14 protein-coding genes are annotated in these 15,240 nt (G+C 69.1%); 5 read left to right on the forward strand and 9 right to left on the reverse strand.

What is annotated here, in order from left to right; all coding sequences use genetic code 11:
* Positions 1–40: 40 nt before the first annotated feature.
* On the forward strand, positions 41–595 hold the full coding sequence (locus tag ACFYOS_RS29160; RefSeq protein WP_387148476.1) for a hypothetical protein: 555 nt from the start codon (positions 41–43) through the stop codon (positions 593–595).
* A gap of 50 nt (positions 596–645) precedes the next feature.
* A complete protein-coding gene (locus ACFYOS_RS29165; RefSeq protein ID WP_387148478.1) occupies positions 646–1,128 on the forward strand; it encodes an integrase core domain-containing protein in 483 nt (160 codons plus the stop codon).
* A gap of 318 nt (positions 1,129–1,446) precedes the next feature.
* On the opposite strand, the gene ACFYOS_RS29170 is transcribed toward ACFYOS_RS29165, so the two are convergent.
* Positions 1,447–2,919 carry an alkaline phosphatase PhoX gene (locus tag ACFYOS_RS29170; RefSeq protein ID WP_387148397.1) on the reverse strand — a complete coding sequence of 491 codons (1,473 nt, stop codon included), beginning with the start codon at positions 2,917–2,919 and terminating at the stop codon, positions 1,447–1,449.
* 428 nt (positions 2,920–3,347) lie between these two features.
* Between ACFYOS_RS29170 and ACFYOS_RS29175 the strand changes: the two genes are divergently transcribed.
* A complete protein-coding gene (locus tag ACFYOS_RS29175) occupies positions 3,348–4,937 on the forward strand; it encodes an alkaline phosphatase D family protein (RefSeq protein WP_387148399.1) in 1,590 nt (529 codons plus the stop codon).
* Positions 4,938–5,025: 88 nt separating this feature from the next.
* On the forward strand, positions 5,026–5,862 hold the full coding sequence (locus tag ACFYOS_RS29180; RefSeq protein ID WP_387148401.1) for a hypothetical protein: 837 nt from the start codon (positions 5,026–5,028) through the stop codon (positions 5,860–5,862).
* Positions 5,863–6,186: 324 nt separating this feature from the next.
* Here ACFYOS_RS29180 and ACFYOS_RS29185 read toward each other — a convergent pair whose 3' ends face one another.
* From ACFYOS_RS29185 to ACFYOS_RS29220, 8 genes are all read right to left on the reverse strand, one after another.
* Positions 6,187–6,975: an SDR family NAD(P)-dependent oxidoreductase gene (locus ACFYOS_RS29185; protein ID WP_387148403.1), complete on the reverse strand. Its 789-nt coding sequence runs from the start codon at positions 6,973–6,975 to the stop codon at positions 6,187–6,189.
* Between the two features lie 89 nt (positions 6,976–7,064).
* Positions 7,065–8,060: a dihydrodipicolinate synthase family protein gene (locus ACFYOS_RS29190; RefSeq protein WP_387148405.1), complete on the reverse strand. Its 996-nt coding sequence runs from the start codon at positions 8,058–8,060 to the stop codon at positions 7,065–7,067.
* Between the two features lie 140 nt (positions 8,061–8,200).
* Entirely contained in the window at positions 8,201–8,932 is a 732-nt protein-coding gene (locus tag ACFYOS_RS29195) for an amidohydrolase family protein (RefSeq protein WP_387148407.1), read from the reverse strand.
* The gene (locus ACFYOS_RS29200; protein WP_387148409.1) at positions 8,929–9,882 is read right to left on the reverse strand and encodes an amidohydrolase family protein; all 954 of its coding nucleotides are present in this window, start codon (positions 9,880–9,882) and stop codon (positions 8,929–8,931) included. Before ACFYOS_RS29200 ends, ACFYOS_RS29195 begins: the two co-directional genes overlap by 4 nt.
* A 15-nt stretch (positions 9,883–9,897) precedes the next feature.
* Positions 9,898–11,001 (reverse strand): mandelate racemase/muconate lactonizing enzyme family protein, encoded by a 1,104-nt coding sequence (locus ACFYOS_RS29205; protein ID WP_387148411.1) that lies wholly within the window; start codon positions 10,999–11,001, stop codon positions 9,898–9,900.
* Positions 10,998–11,762 carry an amidohydrolase family protein gene (locus ACFYOS_RS29210; RefSeq protein ID WP_387148413.1) on the reverse strand — a complete coding sequence of 255 codons (765 nt, stop codon included), beginning with the start codon at positions 11,760–11,762 and terminating at the stop codon, positions 10,998–11,000. The genes ACFYOS_RS29205 and ACFYOS_RS29210 overlap by 4 nt, the downstream gene beginning before the upstream one ends.
* The gene (locus tag ACFYOS_RS29215) at positions 11,759–12,493 is read right to left on the reverse strand and encodes a creatininase family protein (protein WP_387148415.1); all 735 of its coding nucleotides are present in this window, start codon (positions 12,491–12,493) and stop codon (positions 11,759–11,761) included. The genes ACFYOS_RS29210 and ACFYOS_RS29215 overlap by 4 nt, the downstream gene beginning before the upstream one ends.
* A gap of 47 nt (positions 12,494–12,540) precedes the next feature.
* The gene (locus ACFYOS_RS29220) at positions 12,541–13,368 is read right to left on the reverse strand and encodes an IclR family transcriptional regulator (protein WP_387148417.1); all 828 of its coding nucleotides are present in this window, start codon (positions 13,366–13,368) and stop codon (positions 12,541–12,543) included.
* 295 nt (positions 13,369–13,663) lie between these two features.
* Here ACFYOS_RS29220 and ACFYOS_RS29225 point away from each other — a divergent pair, with 295 nt between their 5' ends.
* Entirely contained in the window at positions 13,664–15,043 is a 1,380-nt protein-coding gene (locus ACFYOS_RS29225) for a hypothetical protein (protein WP_387148419.1), read from the forward strand.
* Positions 15,044–15,240: the final 197 nt, after the last annotated feature.

The raw sequence follows: 15,240 nt of genomic DNA on the forward strand, positions 1-15,240 counted from the left end.
GCGCGGAGCCGGTAGGTCGGTCATCATCGGCGGCGTGCCCATGTGCTTGATCTACCTGATGTTCTGCCGCTTGATCCAGTGGCTCGTTCTGCTCGCTCGATCGGACGCCGTCAAGGATGTGGAGATCCTCGTCCTGCGTCACGAGAACGCGATCCTGCGCCGCACAAACCCGAAGCCGTGCTTGAACTGGACCGACCGAGCGGTCTTGGCGGCCCTGGCCCGGCAGCTCCCGAAAGCGCTGAGGTGGCATCGGCTGGTCACTCCCGAGACGCTGCTGCGATGGCACCGCCGGCTGGTGGCCCGACACTGGACCTACCCTCACCTCGGCCGCCCACCGGTCGATTCGACGATCGTGGACCTCGTGGTGCGAATGGCCCGGGACAACCCCGGCTGGGGCTACCAGCGCATCCAGGGAGAGCTGCTTGGCTTGGGCAATCGGGTCAGCGCCGCCACGATCCGCCGGATCCTCAAGCGGCTGCGCAGACCGCCGGCACCGGTCCGTCGCGATCACACGATCTGGCGCCGTTCCTACGCGCCCAGGCGTCCACGACGCTGTGCTGCGACCTCTTCCACGTCGACTGCGCGGTCACCCTGACCCGCCTGTATGTCTTCTTCGTCCTAGAGGTCGGCAGCCGCTACGTGCACATGCTCGGCGTCACCGCCAACCCGGACGGACCCTGGACCACCCAACAGGTGCGCAACCTGCTAATGGAGCTGGGCGAGCAAACCGACCGGTTCAGGTTCCTGATCCGGGACCGGGCCGGGCAGTTCACCGCCTCGTTCGACACGGTCCTCGCCGACGCCGGCATCACCACCATCAAGATGCCACCACGGTGCCCGCGAGCCAACGCCTTCGCCGAAAGGTTCGTGCTCACCGTCCGCAGCGAGGTCACCGACCGCATGCTCATCTTCGGCGCCCGCCACTTGCGACACGTCCTGACGACGTACGCCGCGCACTACAACGGACGGCGGCCCCACCGGGCCCTGCGCCTCACTCCCCCACGATCCACCCGGCCGGTCGTCAACCCCGACCGCCGACGCATCGCGCGCCGACCAGTCCTCGGCGGGTTGACCAACGAGTACGACCACGCCGCACAAAACCAGCTCAGAACCACGACCGAGTTTTGAAACCCCACAGGGCCCGCCGTACACCACTCCCATGGACGCAGCTCCGTGCGCCGCACACGGAACGCTCGCAAGTCGCCCTTGAGGAGTAGGTGTACCCGCTCCCCCGGCCCGGTGGGCACCCGGCCCAGGCCGGCCATGACCAACCCGGCCACCGTGCGAACATGGTCCGCGCGTCGGGTCAGACGTCACCGCGCCGCGCAACCGCCGCAGGCGGCGACGTAAGCGGTCGGATGGATCGTCGGGACGTCATCACGATGCGCGATGAGCGCGCGTGCCGGCTCTCCATCGCACGGCTGGCCTCGCAGTCGGGGGCTGTGCTCACGATCGCGCGTTACTGGGCCGCCCCCATGGGCCGGTGATGGCGAAGACGTAGCCGGGCGACTGGATGCAGGCGAACAGGATTCGCCCGTCGGCGTTGAAGGTTGGCCCCGCGAACTCGCCCTGACTGATCTCGTTGCGAGCCAGCGGGTACACCTTGCCCTGGTCTGCCACCCCGACGAGATGCTGGATGCCCTCGCCATCCTCCGCCAGGATCACCCCGCCGTACGGCGACACGGTGATGTTGTCCGGTCCGTCATAGTTCGTGTCCGAGGCCGGGTCGGGGTTGACGCCGAAGATGGTCTTGAGGGTGACGCTCTCCGTCGCCGGGTCGTAGAACCACACCTGGCCGTCGTGCTCCTGGGCGCTGCCGTCGCTCGAACGGGCAAAGCTCGCCACGAAGTAAGCGCCACCGTCTCCCCACCAGGCGCCCTCCAGCTTGCGGCTGTGCGTCACCGGTCGGGCAAACTGCTGCTTGCGAACCGATGTGGTGCGCGCATCACGGTCGGGCACGTCCACCCAGTCCACCTTGTACCGCGTGCCGGGCACTGTTGCCTGCGATAGGTCGGGGATGTGTCGGGACCCGAGGTAACAGCTCATCGCCTGCAGCCGGCCGGCGGTGTCGCCGCCCGGGCCGGTTGCCAGGGCGCGCAGGGAACCCTTGCCGCCGGCGAACCCGGCGGGCGACGTCCAGCGGAAGTAGAGACCGTTGGGGGCGGCGGCATCCTCGGTGAGGTAGACGGCGAAGGTCTGCGGATCGACGGCCACCGCCTCGTGGGCGTACCGGCCGAGGAACTTCAAGGCGATGGGGTTCCGGTTCGCCGCGGTGTCGAACGGATCGACTTCGAAGACGTACCCGTGGTCCTTCTGGTACGTGGCGTTCGCCCGTTGCTCGCTTTCCTCGCAGGTCAACCAGGTGTTCCACGGTGTGCAGCCGCCGGCGCAGTTGTTGTGCGTGCCGGCCAGGCTGACGTACTCGCGAATGCGGGTGCCGTCGGCGTCGAGTTCGATGTTCGTGGTGCCGCCGCCAGCGCCTGGGTCATAGGTCAGCCCGGGAAGCGGTGGCACGCGATAGGGCTCGCTGCCCCCCACCTCGTGGTTGTAGACGAGGGTGGTGCCGGACCCGCGCGTGAAGACGGCGGCGCCGTCCGGGTCGCTCGGTGTCGGCTCCCCCGACTCCAGCAGGGTTACGCCGGTCTCCGCGACGATCTTGTAGGCGAAGCCGCTGGGCAGCGCCAGAATCCCGACGGGGTCGGGAACGAGAGGACCGTAGCCGACAGACGAGCGGGTCGCGGCGAGTGCGGGGCCGGCGATCGCCTCCAGGCTGCCGGCGATGACGATACCGAGACCGCCCGCGGCCGAGCGGGAAAGCAGGTCGCGGCGGGTTACGTGGGAAGCCATGAGAACACCTTCCGTTGCGACGGTTGAGGTCCGACCCGAGCGCGCTTCCGGAACATGTGCTGCCCTCAGCACCCCGACCCTGAGTCTGCCTTGGACGGTGGGGCGGGGTTGTGGCGGCCGGCTCACTGTATTACCGCATCTGCCGTATCGCCAGCCCCAGGAAACGACCCGTCCCGGTTTGGCAAGGAGTGGCCCGGTGGCGTCGGTAGGGGTATGACCTCGGCAAATATTCCATCGACCTTGACAGATTCGAGCCCCTCTGCCATGTTTAAAAAACGCGAAATCCCGAGTGTTTCTTCCGTATATCGAACAAACGCCACTGATGACAGCGCGGCGTCCCGCTCGACGGGCCTGCGGTTCAACGCGCGCGCCGACTGGCTTGCGCAGTCCCCCTCGGCTCCAAACTGAGGCGGCTTCGTGGTTCCAGGAGGCCAGGGCGCGGAGGGGTTCACGATCCGGAAGGGAGACCAGAGTTGAGACGCGAAGGCGCGAGCTCCGAAATGTCCTCTGCTGAGAAGCTGCTGGCGGCGAGGTGGGCACGGCGGCGGTTCCTGACGGTGACGGGTGCGGCGGCAGGCCTGGCGCTTGCCACGGGCCTGCCCGTCGCCGCGACGCCCACCGACCGGCGCACCCGCGGCTATCCGTTCACGCTCGGGATCGCCTCGGGCGATCCCCTGCCCGATGGGGTGGTGATCTGGACCCGTCTGGCGCCCGAGCCCTTGGAACCGTTCGGCGGCATGGAGTACGGCAAGAAGGTCCCGGTGCGGTGGGAGGTTGCCGAGGACGAGGCGTTCCGCCGAGTGGTACGCCGCGGGACCACGTTCGCGCTCTCCGAGTACGCGCACGCCGTCCACGTCGACGTTCGCGGCCTGCGCCCGTCGGCCGAGTACTACTACCGCTTCATGGCCGGGTCGGAGATCTCCCCGGTCGGACGCACCAAGACTGCGCCGGCGGTGGGGGCGTCGGTCACGGCCATGAACTTCGCCTTCGTGTCCTGTCAGCATCGCGTCGTCGGCTACTACACCGCCTACCAGCACATGCTGCAGGAGGACCTCGATGTGGTCGTCCACCTCGGCGACTACGTCTACGAAGGCGCCGACCAGGGCAACCTCGGCCGGGGCCACTACCCGACCGTCACCCCCACGACGGAGACGCTGGACGACTACCGGATCCGGTTCGCGCAGTACAAGACGGACCCGGACCTGCAGGACGCCCACGCCGCGTTCCCGTGGATCGTGACCCTCGACGACCACGAGGTGCTCAGCAACTGGGTGTCCAAGTACTCCTTCTACCCGGAGGAGAGCTTCGACCAGTTCCTGGTGCGCCGGGCGAACGCCTTCCGCGCCTACTGGGAGCACATGCCGATGCGGCGCACGCAACTGCCCCAGGGACCGGACATGCCCCTCTACCGCCGCTTTACCTACGGCAACCTGGCCGAGTTCAACGTGCTCGACACCCGCCAGTACCGGGACGACCAGCTCTACAACGACGGCACCGCGCCACCGGACGCGCTGACCCGCGACCCGAACCGACAGATGATCGGCGCTCAGCAGGAGCGGTGGCTGTTCGACGGGCTCGCCAACTCCGGCGCCACCTGGAACATCCTCGCCCAGCAGGTCTTCTTCTCCCAACTGGACCTGGATCCCGACGACGGCGAGGAGCTGTACGTGATGGACGCGTGGGACGGGTACGAAGCGCAACGCAACCGAATCGTGGACTTCCTGCACGACCGGAATATCGCTAACCCCGTGGTGCTCACCGGTGACGTGCACGCCCACAACGCGTGCGAGATCAAGCAGAACTTCGACGACTCGAGCTCCGCCACCGTCGGCGTCGAGCTCGTCGGCACCTCAATTAGCAGCTCGGGCGACGGCGCCGACACCGATCCGGTCCGCGAGCGGCTCGCCTCCCAGCTTCCGCACATCAAGTACGCCAAGAACCGGCGCGGGTACGTCCGCTGCTCCCTGACGCCCGACCTGTGGCGCACCGACTTCAAGGTGATGCCCTACGTCAGCCGTCCGGGCGCACCCATCCGGACCGACGCCACCTTCGTCACCGAGAACGGACACCCGGGGCTGCAGGCCGGGTGACGCCGCTCCAGCGGCCCATTGCCTGTTCAACAACGCAAGGGGGTAGATACACGTGCTCCACCATGCCAATACCACCACCAAGAGGCGGGTGGCGGCGGCGCTGCTCGCCGTGGTGCCGCTGGTCGCGGTCAACGGTAGCGGCCAGACCGCCGCCGCGAAGGACGGGGGCGACAAGGACGGGGTCGTGATCGCGGTGTCGCCCCAGCGGCTGGAACTGTTGCCGCGCCCCTGCCAGCCGACGGCACTCACCGTGGCATTCCAAAACCCGTCCGCCGAGCCGGCCTATGCCACCGTCACCCTCCGCGGCGATCCCCCGCTGCGGCTGTCCCGCGACATCATGACGACGGCCGTCCCGACCGATCGCGCCGCCACGTGGCCGATTGATGTCTCCGTACCCGGCGACACGCAGCCGGGAGAGTACGAGATTGTCCTGGAGTCGGGACGCCAGCGGATTTCAGTGCCGGTCGTCGTGTTGCCAGAGCCTGCCGATCCAGGGCGCAATCTCGCCTTCGGCCAGGAGGTCACGGCTTCCTCGACCTTCCCCAGGCTGTCGCCCCCCTGTGGTCCAGTCGACGGCGACTACACGTACACGTTCGTGGGTTACCACCGGCCGGCGACGGCGTGGGCGGACGACACTCCCGGCCAGTTCCCGGACCAGATGGAGGTGCGCCTGGCCGGACCGACGCAGGTCGGCCGGGTCGACCTCTTCACCGACCCGCAGCAGCGGTTCGCGCTCAGGGACTGGGATGTGGAAGTCCTGACCGGCGCTGGGTGGCAGACGGTCGCGCAGGTGCGGGGACATACCTCCGGCCGAGGTAGCTCCAGCTTCCCGGCGGTCACGGCGAGCGCCGTGCGGGTCACCATGCTGGCCACCAACGGGTACGGCTATTCAATCGTGAACGAGCTGGAGGTCTACGAAGAGTAGCCCGCTGGCTGATCGCCGCCAGCCGAGAAGTGGTGCCTGCCGGATACCCGGCGGGCACCATTTTGCGCGGGGTGCCGTACGACCACGGGTTCCCGACCCCATTGTCGCAGCCCACTGCCTTGATGTCCGTGGTGCCGGCGTCGACGTAAATCGCCGCCATCGTGGTCCTCCGTCAGTAGCTTGGTGCAGGCCGGGTCACCGCGGTCGGGGCTATCCGGCCGCAGGCAGGATCGGCCCCGTGACAGGAGCGTGGGCTGGCGTGGTGGTCGTCGGTTCGTTGCCCATCCCGTTACCTCCTCCTTCAGTTGCGGCCGCCTTTGCTGGTCAGCGAACCGACTTGGCGCCGATGTCGACTGCGAGGGCGTGGGTTCCGGCGAGGAGGCCGCCGTCCACCACGAGGTCGGTGCCGGTGATCCAGGAGGCACGGTCAGATGCCAGGAAGGCGACCGCGTTCGCGACGTCCTCCGGGGTGCCGACGCGGCCCATCGGATACCAGCGGCGGGCACCCACGAGGGCGTCGGAGTGGGTTCGGAGGCGTTCCTCCCAGCCTTTGGTGGCGATGGTGCCGGGTGACACCGAGTTGATCCGTACGCCAAATGGGCCGTACTGGACCGCGAGGGCGCGGGTGAGGTTGATCAGGCCCGCTTTTGCCGCGCTGTACACGTCGTTGCCGAAGTAGCGGTGGCCGTTGACGGAGGCGACGTTGAGCACCACTCCCCTCCCAGCATGCCGCATCGCCGGGAGGACCGCCTGGCACATCCGAATCGCTCCGCCGAGTACGACGTCGAGATCCGCCGACCAGGTGGTCTCGTCGATGGCTTCGAAGTGCTCGTTGGCGCATACGGCTGCGTTGTTTACCAGGACGGTGGGCGGTCCGTAGGCGTCGATGAGATCGGCGATCGTGCGGCGTACCGCGCCAGCCGACCGGACATCGAGTTCGACGGCTGTGGCGCCGGGCACCTGATCGGCCCCATGTTGCGCCCGTGCCGAGTCTAGGTCGCTCATCACGACCCGGAGGCCGGCGGCGGTCAGCGCGCGGGCGATGGCGACGCCGATGTCGCCGCTCGCGCCCGTGACCAGGGCGTACGACGTGCCGGCTTCCCGCTCGTCCATTAGCGCTGCCTCCTTTGCCGCGGCTGCGTGACTCACCGCCGGTGGAGCATCGCCGGCATCGGGCCTCGGGTCGCTGCGCCTCGACCCGCTCATGCGGGGTCAGACAGGTCGGGCAGCAGGTCGGCGAAGTCGATCAGGAAGCGGTCGATCATGCGCCGCTCCTCGCGATCCAGCTCGTGCGCCGGGGCGCGGCAGAAATCGGTGGCGATCAGGCCGCGGCGGGCCGAGATGTGCTTCTCCGCGGCGATGATGAGCTCGGTGTCGAGCATCCAGTACGAGATGTACGGCAGCAGCCGGCGGTGCAGTTCCTCCCCGCCCGCTTCGTCGCCCTCACTGAAGCGGCGCCAAATCTCAACGTAGATCTCGGTGAACGAGCAGCCAGGCTGGGTGCCAACCGCTCCCCGACGGATGGCGTCGGGGAGTTGCACCCCGGCGTATCCCTCGATGGACGGTAGCGGGGGATCGAGCGCTGCCAGTTCGGCGATCAGGCGGCCGGGTGGGCTGGATTCCACCTTGACCAGTCGGAGGTTGGGGTGCCGAGCCGCGATCGCCGCCACGGTCGCGCTGTCCAGACTGGTGCCCGTCTCGGTTGGTGCGTACTGGAGCACCACGGGGGTCGGGGCCACCGCGTCGAGGACCGCCCGGACGTGGTCGACCAGCGCCCGGCGCGACGGGGAGAGGAAATGCGGGGGCAGGAGATTGACCAGGTCAGCGCCGGCGGCGATGACCTCGCGGGCCCGGGCCACGGCCAACTGGGTGGCATGGTCCTGCACCGCGACGATGGCCGCGACGTCCGCCCGCGGTCCGGTCTCGGCGAGCAGCACGGCGGTCAGCGTCCGCCGCTCGTCCTCGGCGAGCTTGTAGAACTCGGAGGCGAACCCGGGGAACATCATGCTGCTCACCCCGGTGGTGAGCACGTAGCGCACCACCCGCCGGAAGCCGTCGGGGTCGATGTCGCCAGTCGCGGTGAAGGGCACCTCCAGGACCGGCGACACCCCGCGCACCAGCGCCGCGGGATCGTCCGAGGCCGACGTCGCGGCGGGTAGGGAGACATCCCGGGAGACCGTCGCTGGCGTAACACTCATTGCCCGCCCACCATCCTTGATGCCATTCGCCGGGCCTGCCATATCGCCAGCCCGACTTTTCGGGATCCTGAAATTATCTTTTGATTAGCAGATATATTATGGCCATCATCGATCTCGAACAACCCCCGTGGCGGCGGCGGTCAGGCGAGTAACCGCTCGATCGTCCCGCCGAGCACGTCCCGGCGCGACGGTTCGTCGATCGGCCAGTCCAGCACCCGGCGCAGCTCGCACCGGGGCACGGTGTAGGGCGCGTCGGTGGAGAACACCAGCCGGGACGTTCCGATTTCGGGATCCCGGCCAAGTTCGCTGAGCACTGTGTCCCATGGGGCGTAGCAGGTGTCGCCGTACAGGTTGGGGGCGTGCCGCAGGGCCGGGGCGGCGTCGATCCAGAAGTCCGTCGCTCCGCTTCGGCCCATCAGGAACGGGACGTCCGGGTACCGCCGGGCCAATGTCGCCAGCGGCAGCGGCAACGCGTTCGGTGGGGTGCCGGTGCGTACGTAGACCAGCCAGCCGTTGTCCTTTGCGAACTCCAGCAGCGGATCCACCAACCCGTCCAGAAGGTCGAACCCTTGAAGCACGCTGTCCACGTGCAGTGCTCGCGCGCCGGCGTCCCGGGCTCGCGCGAGCTCCTCCACCGCCTCGGCACCCCGCCACGGATTCGCCACCGCGTACGGCACCAGTCGGCCGGCCGACTGCGCCCCGGCGGTCGCCACTAGCTCGTTCCCGGCCCGGTTGTGGTAGGCCACGCATCGTTCGTCCGGGGCCACGAGCGCCCGGTCGATCCCCAGCTGGTCCATGCTTGACAGCAATTCCGCCACGTCGAGGGACACCTCGCGTCCCCGGCCCAGCCGCACGTGGGCGTCGATGATCACCGCTGTCCCCTCCCGATCGCCACCGGCTGATCGGTAGGAGCGTCGGCCGGTTCGCCGCCCCCCGATGTTGCGAGCGCCGACGGACGGCCCAGCCCGAGCGCGGTCAGTGCGTCGGCGTGGATGATCTGCTCGATCAATTCCTCTGGGACCCGGGGCAGGGCGGTGCCGGCGAGGACCCGGTTGACGCCGCGGAGGCCGGCGATGGCCTCGGCGGTGTTGGCAATGGGGAAGTCCGACCCGAGCAACAGCTTGTGCGTGCAGCCCCACTCCACGGCCGCCAGCAGCGACTCGTAGCAGACCCAGGGCCGAAGATAGATCGAGGACACGTCGGCGTAGACATGCGGGTGCTTGCGGATCGTCACCACCGTCTCCCTCCCCCATGGGTGCCCCATGTGGGCCATCACGATCCGCAGCTCGGGGAAGCGCAGCGCGACCTCGTCGGTGACCAGCGGGTAGGTGTAGCGCAGTGGCGCGGCCCTGATCGGCGAGGCGCCCTGATGGAACAGGATCGGCAGGCTGAAACGCTGGCAGTAGTCGTAGAACGCCAGCGCCGGCTCCGACAGCGGGTCGAAGTTCTGGTAGTTGGGGCCGAGTTTTACCCCGATAAGGCCCAGTTCGCGGCAGCGCTCCGCCTCGTCGAAGACGTCCGGGTCCAGCGGGTTGACCGACATGAAGCCGATCCGCCGGGTGGGATCGGCAGCCACGAACTCGGCGGTCGCGTCGTTGGTCCGCTCCGGCGGGTAGGGAATTCCGGTCGCCGCCAGCGGATCCGGTACCGCGATGTTGAACACGATGGAGACGTCAGCTGCGGCCGCCGCCTCGTCGTAGTCGGCCCAGGAGTTCGTGGTGGTCACGTCCCGGTCGGTGCGCCAACCGGTGAAGACCTGCCGCTGCTCGGGTGGCACCGCATCGCGGTGGGTGGGTGTGTGCGTGTGTACGTCGACGATCATGGGCTCACCAGACCTTCATCGAAAGGCGTCCACCAGGTCGGGGCGGGGAACAACGCCGAGCCCTGGCTCCGCGCCGAGGCGGACCGTCGTTCCGTCGCTGTTCAGTGGACGTGCCAGGATGTCCTGCGTGTAGTAGTGGGCGCCGATGATGTCCGACGGGAACTCCGACAATGCGGGCAACGCGCAGGCGACGTGCAGCTGGGCGGCCGCCCCGAGGCCGAATTCGCCGTTGGAGCCGAGCAGCGTCGCGATCCCGAAGGCCGCCGCGAGCTGGCCCATGGCCACGGCCCGGCCCGGCCCACCACTCTTGCCGACATACAGGCTGACGCAGTCGGCGGCCTCGGCGCGGACGAGAGCGACGAGGTCCGCCAGGCCGAAGACGGCTTCGTCGGCCACGACCGGTATCCCGGCGTCGCGCAGGGCGCGGAGGCCGGCCAGGTCGGCCGGCGCGACCGGCTGCTCGACGAATCCGATGCCGTGGTCCATGAGTTGCCGCACTGCGCGGGCGGCGTCGGCTCGCGACCATCCGCCATTGGCGTCGACACCGAGGAAGGTGTCCGGGCCGACCAGTTCCCGGGCCCGGGAAACTCGGGCGACGTCCCCGGCCACGCCCAACCCCACCTTGACCTTGAAGGCGCGAAACCCGAGAGCACGCGCGGTCGCGTACACATGGTCAAGCCCCGGGCCGTCCCCGGACAGCGAGAGCTTGATCGGCACCCGGTCGCGGTAGGCGCCACCGAGGGCGACCGCCAGCGGCACGTCCAGCGTGCGCGCGTAGGCGTCCCATAGGGCGATGGCGACGCCCGCCTTGGTGAACGGATTGCCAGCGAGGAGCCGGCCCATCAGCGTCTCGAGGGCACCGACCGGCGCCAGGGGCCGGCCGACGAGAGCCGGTGCGAGGAGGTCGCGGATGAAGTGGTCGGCCGTGCTGCCGTCCTCGCCACTCCACAGCGGCGTCGCACTCACCTCGCCGTAGCCGACGACGTCCTCGCTGGTCACGACCCGGACGAGGAGGAAATCGGACCGGTCGTGGGTGCCGCGCGCTCCCCGGACCACCAGGCCAGGGTGAACCGGCATGCTGACCGGCAGGGTCTGCACCGCGGCGATCGTCGCGCTCATCCCGTGGTCCGGGCAAGGAGGCGGCGGGGGTTGTCCACGAGCATCGCGCGGCGCTGGTCGTCGGTGATACCCCAGCCGTCGATCTCGGCCACCCGGGCCAGCGCATAGTCCTGGCTCTTGCGGTCCGACAGCCCGGCGTCGGTGCCGAACAGCACCTTCTCGGCTGGCGCCTCGGCGAGAATCCGCCGGGCGGCGTACGGCGGGGTGCCGCAGATGCACAGGTAGAGGTTGGCTGTCTCCCGGGTCAGGGCGAGCGCTTCCCGCCAGCAGTCGTGCAGGCCACCATGCCCGAGCACCACCGGGAGCCTCGGGTGTCGGCGGGCCAGCGCGGCGATCTGCGCGGGGGTCGAGTAGGGCGGCGTGCCGTCGTGGCTGAGCAGAATCCCGTGGTGGGCGGCCAGCGCCTCGCAGATCGGATCCAGGGTGGCCTCGTGCGTGCTGAAGCCCTGCAGCCACGGATGGAGCTTGAGGCCGCGCAGCCTGAGAACGGTCATCATGCGGTCGACCTCGGCCGCGGCGTCGGGGTGGCGGGGATGCACGGTGCCGAATCCGGCCAGCCGCTGCGGGTACTGTCCGACGAACGCCGCCAGTTCGTCATTGGCCTGCGGTCGGGCGTCGAACAGGCCGTCGTGGCTGAGGACCACGGCCTGCTCCACGCCGGCGGTGTCCATGAACGTGACGAAATCGTCGGCGCTGAACGGCGCGCCGCCCAGCCAGGTGGCGGTGCGCCATGCTGGCGTGTGCGTGTGGAAATCGATCACAGGACCCTCGCAACGTCGACGATCCGGTCGGCAAGAGATGCCACCAGCTGGTCGAACCGGCGTTTCCCGGTTGCGGCGTCGGCCGCCTCCGGCCGGTCGGTGTAGCCGTCGATGGCCTGCCACACCGCCCCGGTGTGCAGGTCGACGCCGGCGACGGTGGGTGGCTGCGGCGACCGAGGCCGGGGTACGGCGTCCCGTACGAGGTGGGGACGGAGTGCCAGCACCAGGGAGGTCTCGAACTCGCCTGCGTGCCCGGGCACCGGAACCTGCGGCTCCACGTCGGCCACGCGCCAGTAGTCGACGTGCCCGACCGCGAGGTCGTAGCGGGTGCTGGCCGCCGCCGCGGCGGCGTGGCAGACCCCGACGTTGCCGCCGTGCCCGTTGACGATGATCAGGCGGCGACCACCTTGGACGGCGATCGACCTGGCAAGGTCCAGCAGGACGGCCGAGAGTGTCTCCGGGGTGAGGGAGAGCGTGCCGCCGAAGGGCAGGTGGTGGTCGGAGGCGCCGACCGGGATGGCCGGTGCCACGAGCAGCGGCCGGCCGCAGCGGTCCGCCGCTTGGTCGGCGGCGGCCATGCACACACTGTCGGCGATCAGCGCGTCGGTGCCGGTTGGCAGGTGGGGACCGTGCTGTTCGGTGGCGCCCACCGGGAGCAGGACGATCGCTTCGGGCAGCTGATCGCTGAGGGTCTGACGGTCGGTCTCGGCCCAGCGCGCGGCGGACGCCATGGGCGCCACCCTTCAGTATCCGGGAGAAATCTTCCGTTTTACGGATACTAGGAGATGAGCTTCATCTCAGGCAATGCCCCGGACGGACATCCGAGCCGCCGGGACACCTCCGCCGCCAGCCGCACCAACCCGGCCGCCGCCGCCTTTCGTCGCTTCCCCCGCAGGTCGCGGGCGAAGCCGGTCACGCCGACAGAGCCGGCGACCCGTCCCTGCGCGTCGAAGAAGGGGGCGGCGACGCACGCCACTTCGGCCTGCTCCTCCTCGTCCTCCACCGCGTAGCCGCGGCCGCGGACGTCGTCGAGCAGCTTGCGGAAAGCCTCCTCGCTGCTGTCGCCGGCGGCCGGTCCACGTCCGGGGACCAGCCGCGGCAGCAAGGCTTCGAGCTCGCCCTCCGGCAGGTACGCCGCGATGGCCCGGCCGAGGGCTGTCAGGTTGAACGGAGAGACCTTGCCGGGGTAGGTGTCGAACTGGATGAAGCCGGCGGTCGCCGCTTTGGCGACGTAGACCACACTCGCTCCGTCCAGCACGCCGATGTGCACCGGCATCTCCAGCTCGTCGGCCAGCGCCCGCATCTCCGGCTGCGCCACCGATGACAGGTCGACCTTACGGACGAGCTGGCTGGCCAGACCGTACAGGCGCAGGGTGGGGCTCCAGAAGTGGCTGCGACCGACGACCCGGCGAGCCGCGTACCCGCGCCGCTCCAGCGTGTAGACGATGCTGGCGCAGGTCGCCAGCGGTATCCGGGTGGCCTTCGCCAGCGCCGTGAGGGTCAGCTCCTCGTCGGCCGCGACAAGTCTCTCGATGACCGTCAGCGCGCGGTCGACCGCGGGGGACGGCGCGCGGTCCGCAGCCCCGACCTGTTCGGGCATCGCCATACCGGTTCCTCCATGTCCGAGTCGGACTGTACCGACGGTGACCACCCCGTGTGGCCATGAGCGTACGGGCCGCCGGCTCCCGCTCAATCCTCTGGTACGCCACGTTGTTCTTCCCCGTCGCAGAAGAAGAAGCTACCGTATCTACAGCATTCAGTATCTAGATTCGGAATGCCGAGCATGCCGGGTGCCGCAGCCCGCGGAGCGATCGCCAGCAGGAGGGCAGGCCATGTTGTCGTCGAGCAGAAATGCGGGGTCCCGCCCGTGGGTGCCACCCAACGGCGTCCGGGCCGTATTGGTGGGTGGGAACACCGTCGGCGCGGCGGTCCGGGAACGTCGCCCCCGCGCCGACGGCTACCGGCACATCGACACCCCGGCCTTGATCGCGCATCTGCGCGAACTCGACGTCACCACATACCTCTTCGGGGTCTGGGACAGCCCGACCGATTGGGACGACCTGTGCGGCGAGTTCCTGCCCGCGGCCGCGGAGGCGGGCATCAAGGTATGGCCATACCTGGTCCCGCCCTCGGAGACGGACGAGAACGGCCGCGCCTCCCGGCCGTACCTCACGGACTACGTGGCCTGGGCGCGGGCTGTCGCCGAGGCATCCGTCCGGCACCCCAACCTGACCGCGTGGGCGATCGACGACTTCGAGTTCGAGGTGAACGCCCGCCTGTTCACCCCCGACTACATGGCCCGGATCCGCGGGACACAGCAGGAGATCAACCCCAAGCTGGGCTTCCTCACCTGCGTCTACTACCGGGTTGCACTCGACGACGCGTTCCTCGACAAGTACGCCCCGTTCATCGACGGCGTGATCTACCCGTTCCTCGACGGCCCGAACAACAACACGCAGACGGCCGGCTCGCTGCGCAGTTGCCTGGCCGAGGTCCAGGCCAAGACCCGCCCCCGTGACCTGGATCTGTTGCTGCTGGTCTACGCCGGCCGGTTTCTGGCCGCGCCACTCAGCCCAACCGAGTCGTACGTGCGCGAGGCCGTGGAAACGGGCCTGCGCTGCACGGTCGAAGGCACAATTGAGGGCGTCATCGCGTACGGCACCCAGCTGGACGACGCACCCACCATCTCGTCGGAGAACAAGGCGATGTACGGGCTCGGTCGGCTGAGCCTCGCGCTGCCCTCCGAGATCCCGGTGCCCGCCGGTACCTGTGCCCAGGCCAGCCAGCTGATCCATCCGGACCCGACGGCGGCGCGCTACGAGTTGTCGTTCTGGCACTTTGACGAGCTCGCGGCGACCAGCCCCGCAGCAGGCCGGGTGAGCAAGGAGATTCTCGTCGACGGCGCGGTGGTGTGGAGCTGCGACATCCACCACGAGCCGTGGCCGTTGTGGATCCAGGGGCACAGTCTCCAAGGCCCGATCGACCTGACGTCTCAACTCTCCGGCAAGGAGACGGCGACGCTCACCCTGCGCCTGCGCACCACACGGGACGTCACGGATGCCCGGGTCGATGTCGGGTTCGACCACCTGGAGGCCATCGGCTTCACCCTGACCAACCCCGGCTTCGAGGAACCAACGGGATGGGAGCTGACCAGCAGTGGCGGCCCGGCGAAGGCGGCGATCGACATCTTCGTCCCCGACCGGCCTCGCCGGATCCGGCGGACCGTCGCTGACTGCTTCGCGAGTGTCACGGCCCCAGCCCCACGCCGGGCGGATGAATAGTCAGCCCTTGAACGCCCGGCCCATGCCGGCCGACTCGTGATCGTCGCGGGCTGCGGGGCGAACTCCCCAAGTACGCGGTGGCCTCGTGAGCGAGCATCTGATCGGGATCGATGTCGGTAGGGCCGAAAGCACGGGTGTCTTGCCCAGGAGTAGACGAAAATGCTGCTTGCGCCACGGTGCAGACCGCCATTACTCTT

It is taken from the genome of Micromonospora sp. NPDC005806 (assembly GCF_042871425.1).
Taxonomy (GTDB): domain Bacteria; phylum Actinomycetota; class Actinomycetes; order Mycobacteriales; family Micromonosporaceae; genus Micromonospora.

Bases quoted from the DNA above. Each gene is read 5' to 3' on its own strand.
- ACFYOS_RS29160 (WP_387148476.1), top strand. From the start codon at position 41: ATGTGCTTGATCTACCTGATGTTCTGCCGCTTGATCCAGTGGCTCGTT.
- ACFYOS_RS29165 (WP_387148478.1), top strand. From the start codon at position 646: ATGCTCGGCGTCACCGCCAACCCGGACGGACCCTGGACCACCCAACAG.
- ACFYOS_RS29175 (WP_387148399.1), top strand. From the start codon at position 3,348: ATGTCCTCTGCTGAGAAGCTGCTGGCGGCGAGGTGGGCACGGCGGCGG.
- ACFYOS_RS29185 (WP_387148403.1), bottom strand. From the start codon at position 6,975: ATGGACGAGCGGGAAGCCGGCACGTCGTACGCCCTGGTCACGGGCGCG.
- ACFYOS_RS29190 (WP_387148405.1), bottom strand. From the start codon at position 8,060: ATGAGTGTTACGCCAGCGACGGTCTCCCGGGATGTCTCCCTACCCGCC.
- ACFYOS_RS29200 (WP_387148409.1), bottom strand. From the start codon at position 9,882: ATGATCGTCGACGTACACACGCACACACCCACCCACCGCGATGCGGTG.
- ACFYOS_RS29205 (WP_387148411.1), bottom strand. From the start codon at position 11,001: ATGAGCGCGACGATCGCCGCGGTGCAGACCCTGCCGGTCAGCATGCCG.
- ACFYOS_RS29215 (WP_387148415.1), bottom strand. From the start codon at position 12,493: ATGGCGTCCGCCGCGCGCTGGGCCGAGACCGACCGTCAGACCCTCAGC.
- ACFYOS_RS29220 (WP_387148417.1), bottom strand. From the start codon at position 13,368: ATGGCGATGCCCGAACAGGTCGGGGCTGCGGACCGCGCGCCGTCCCCC.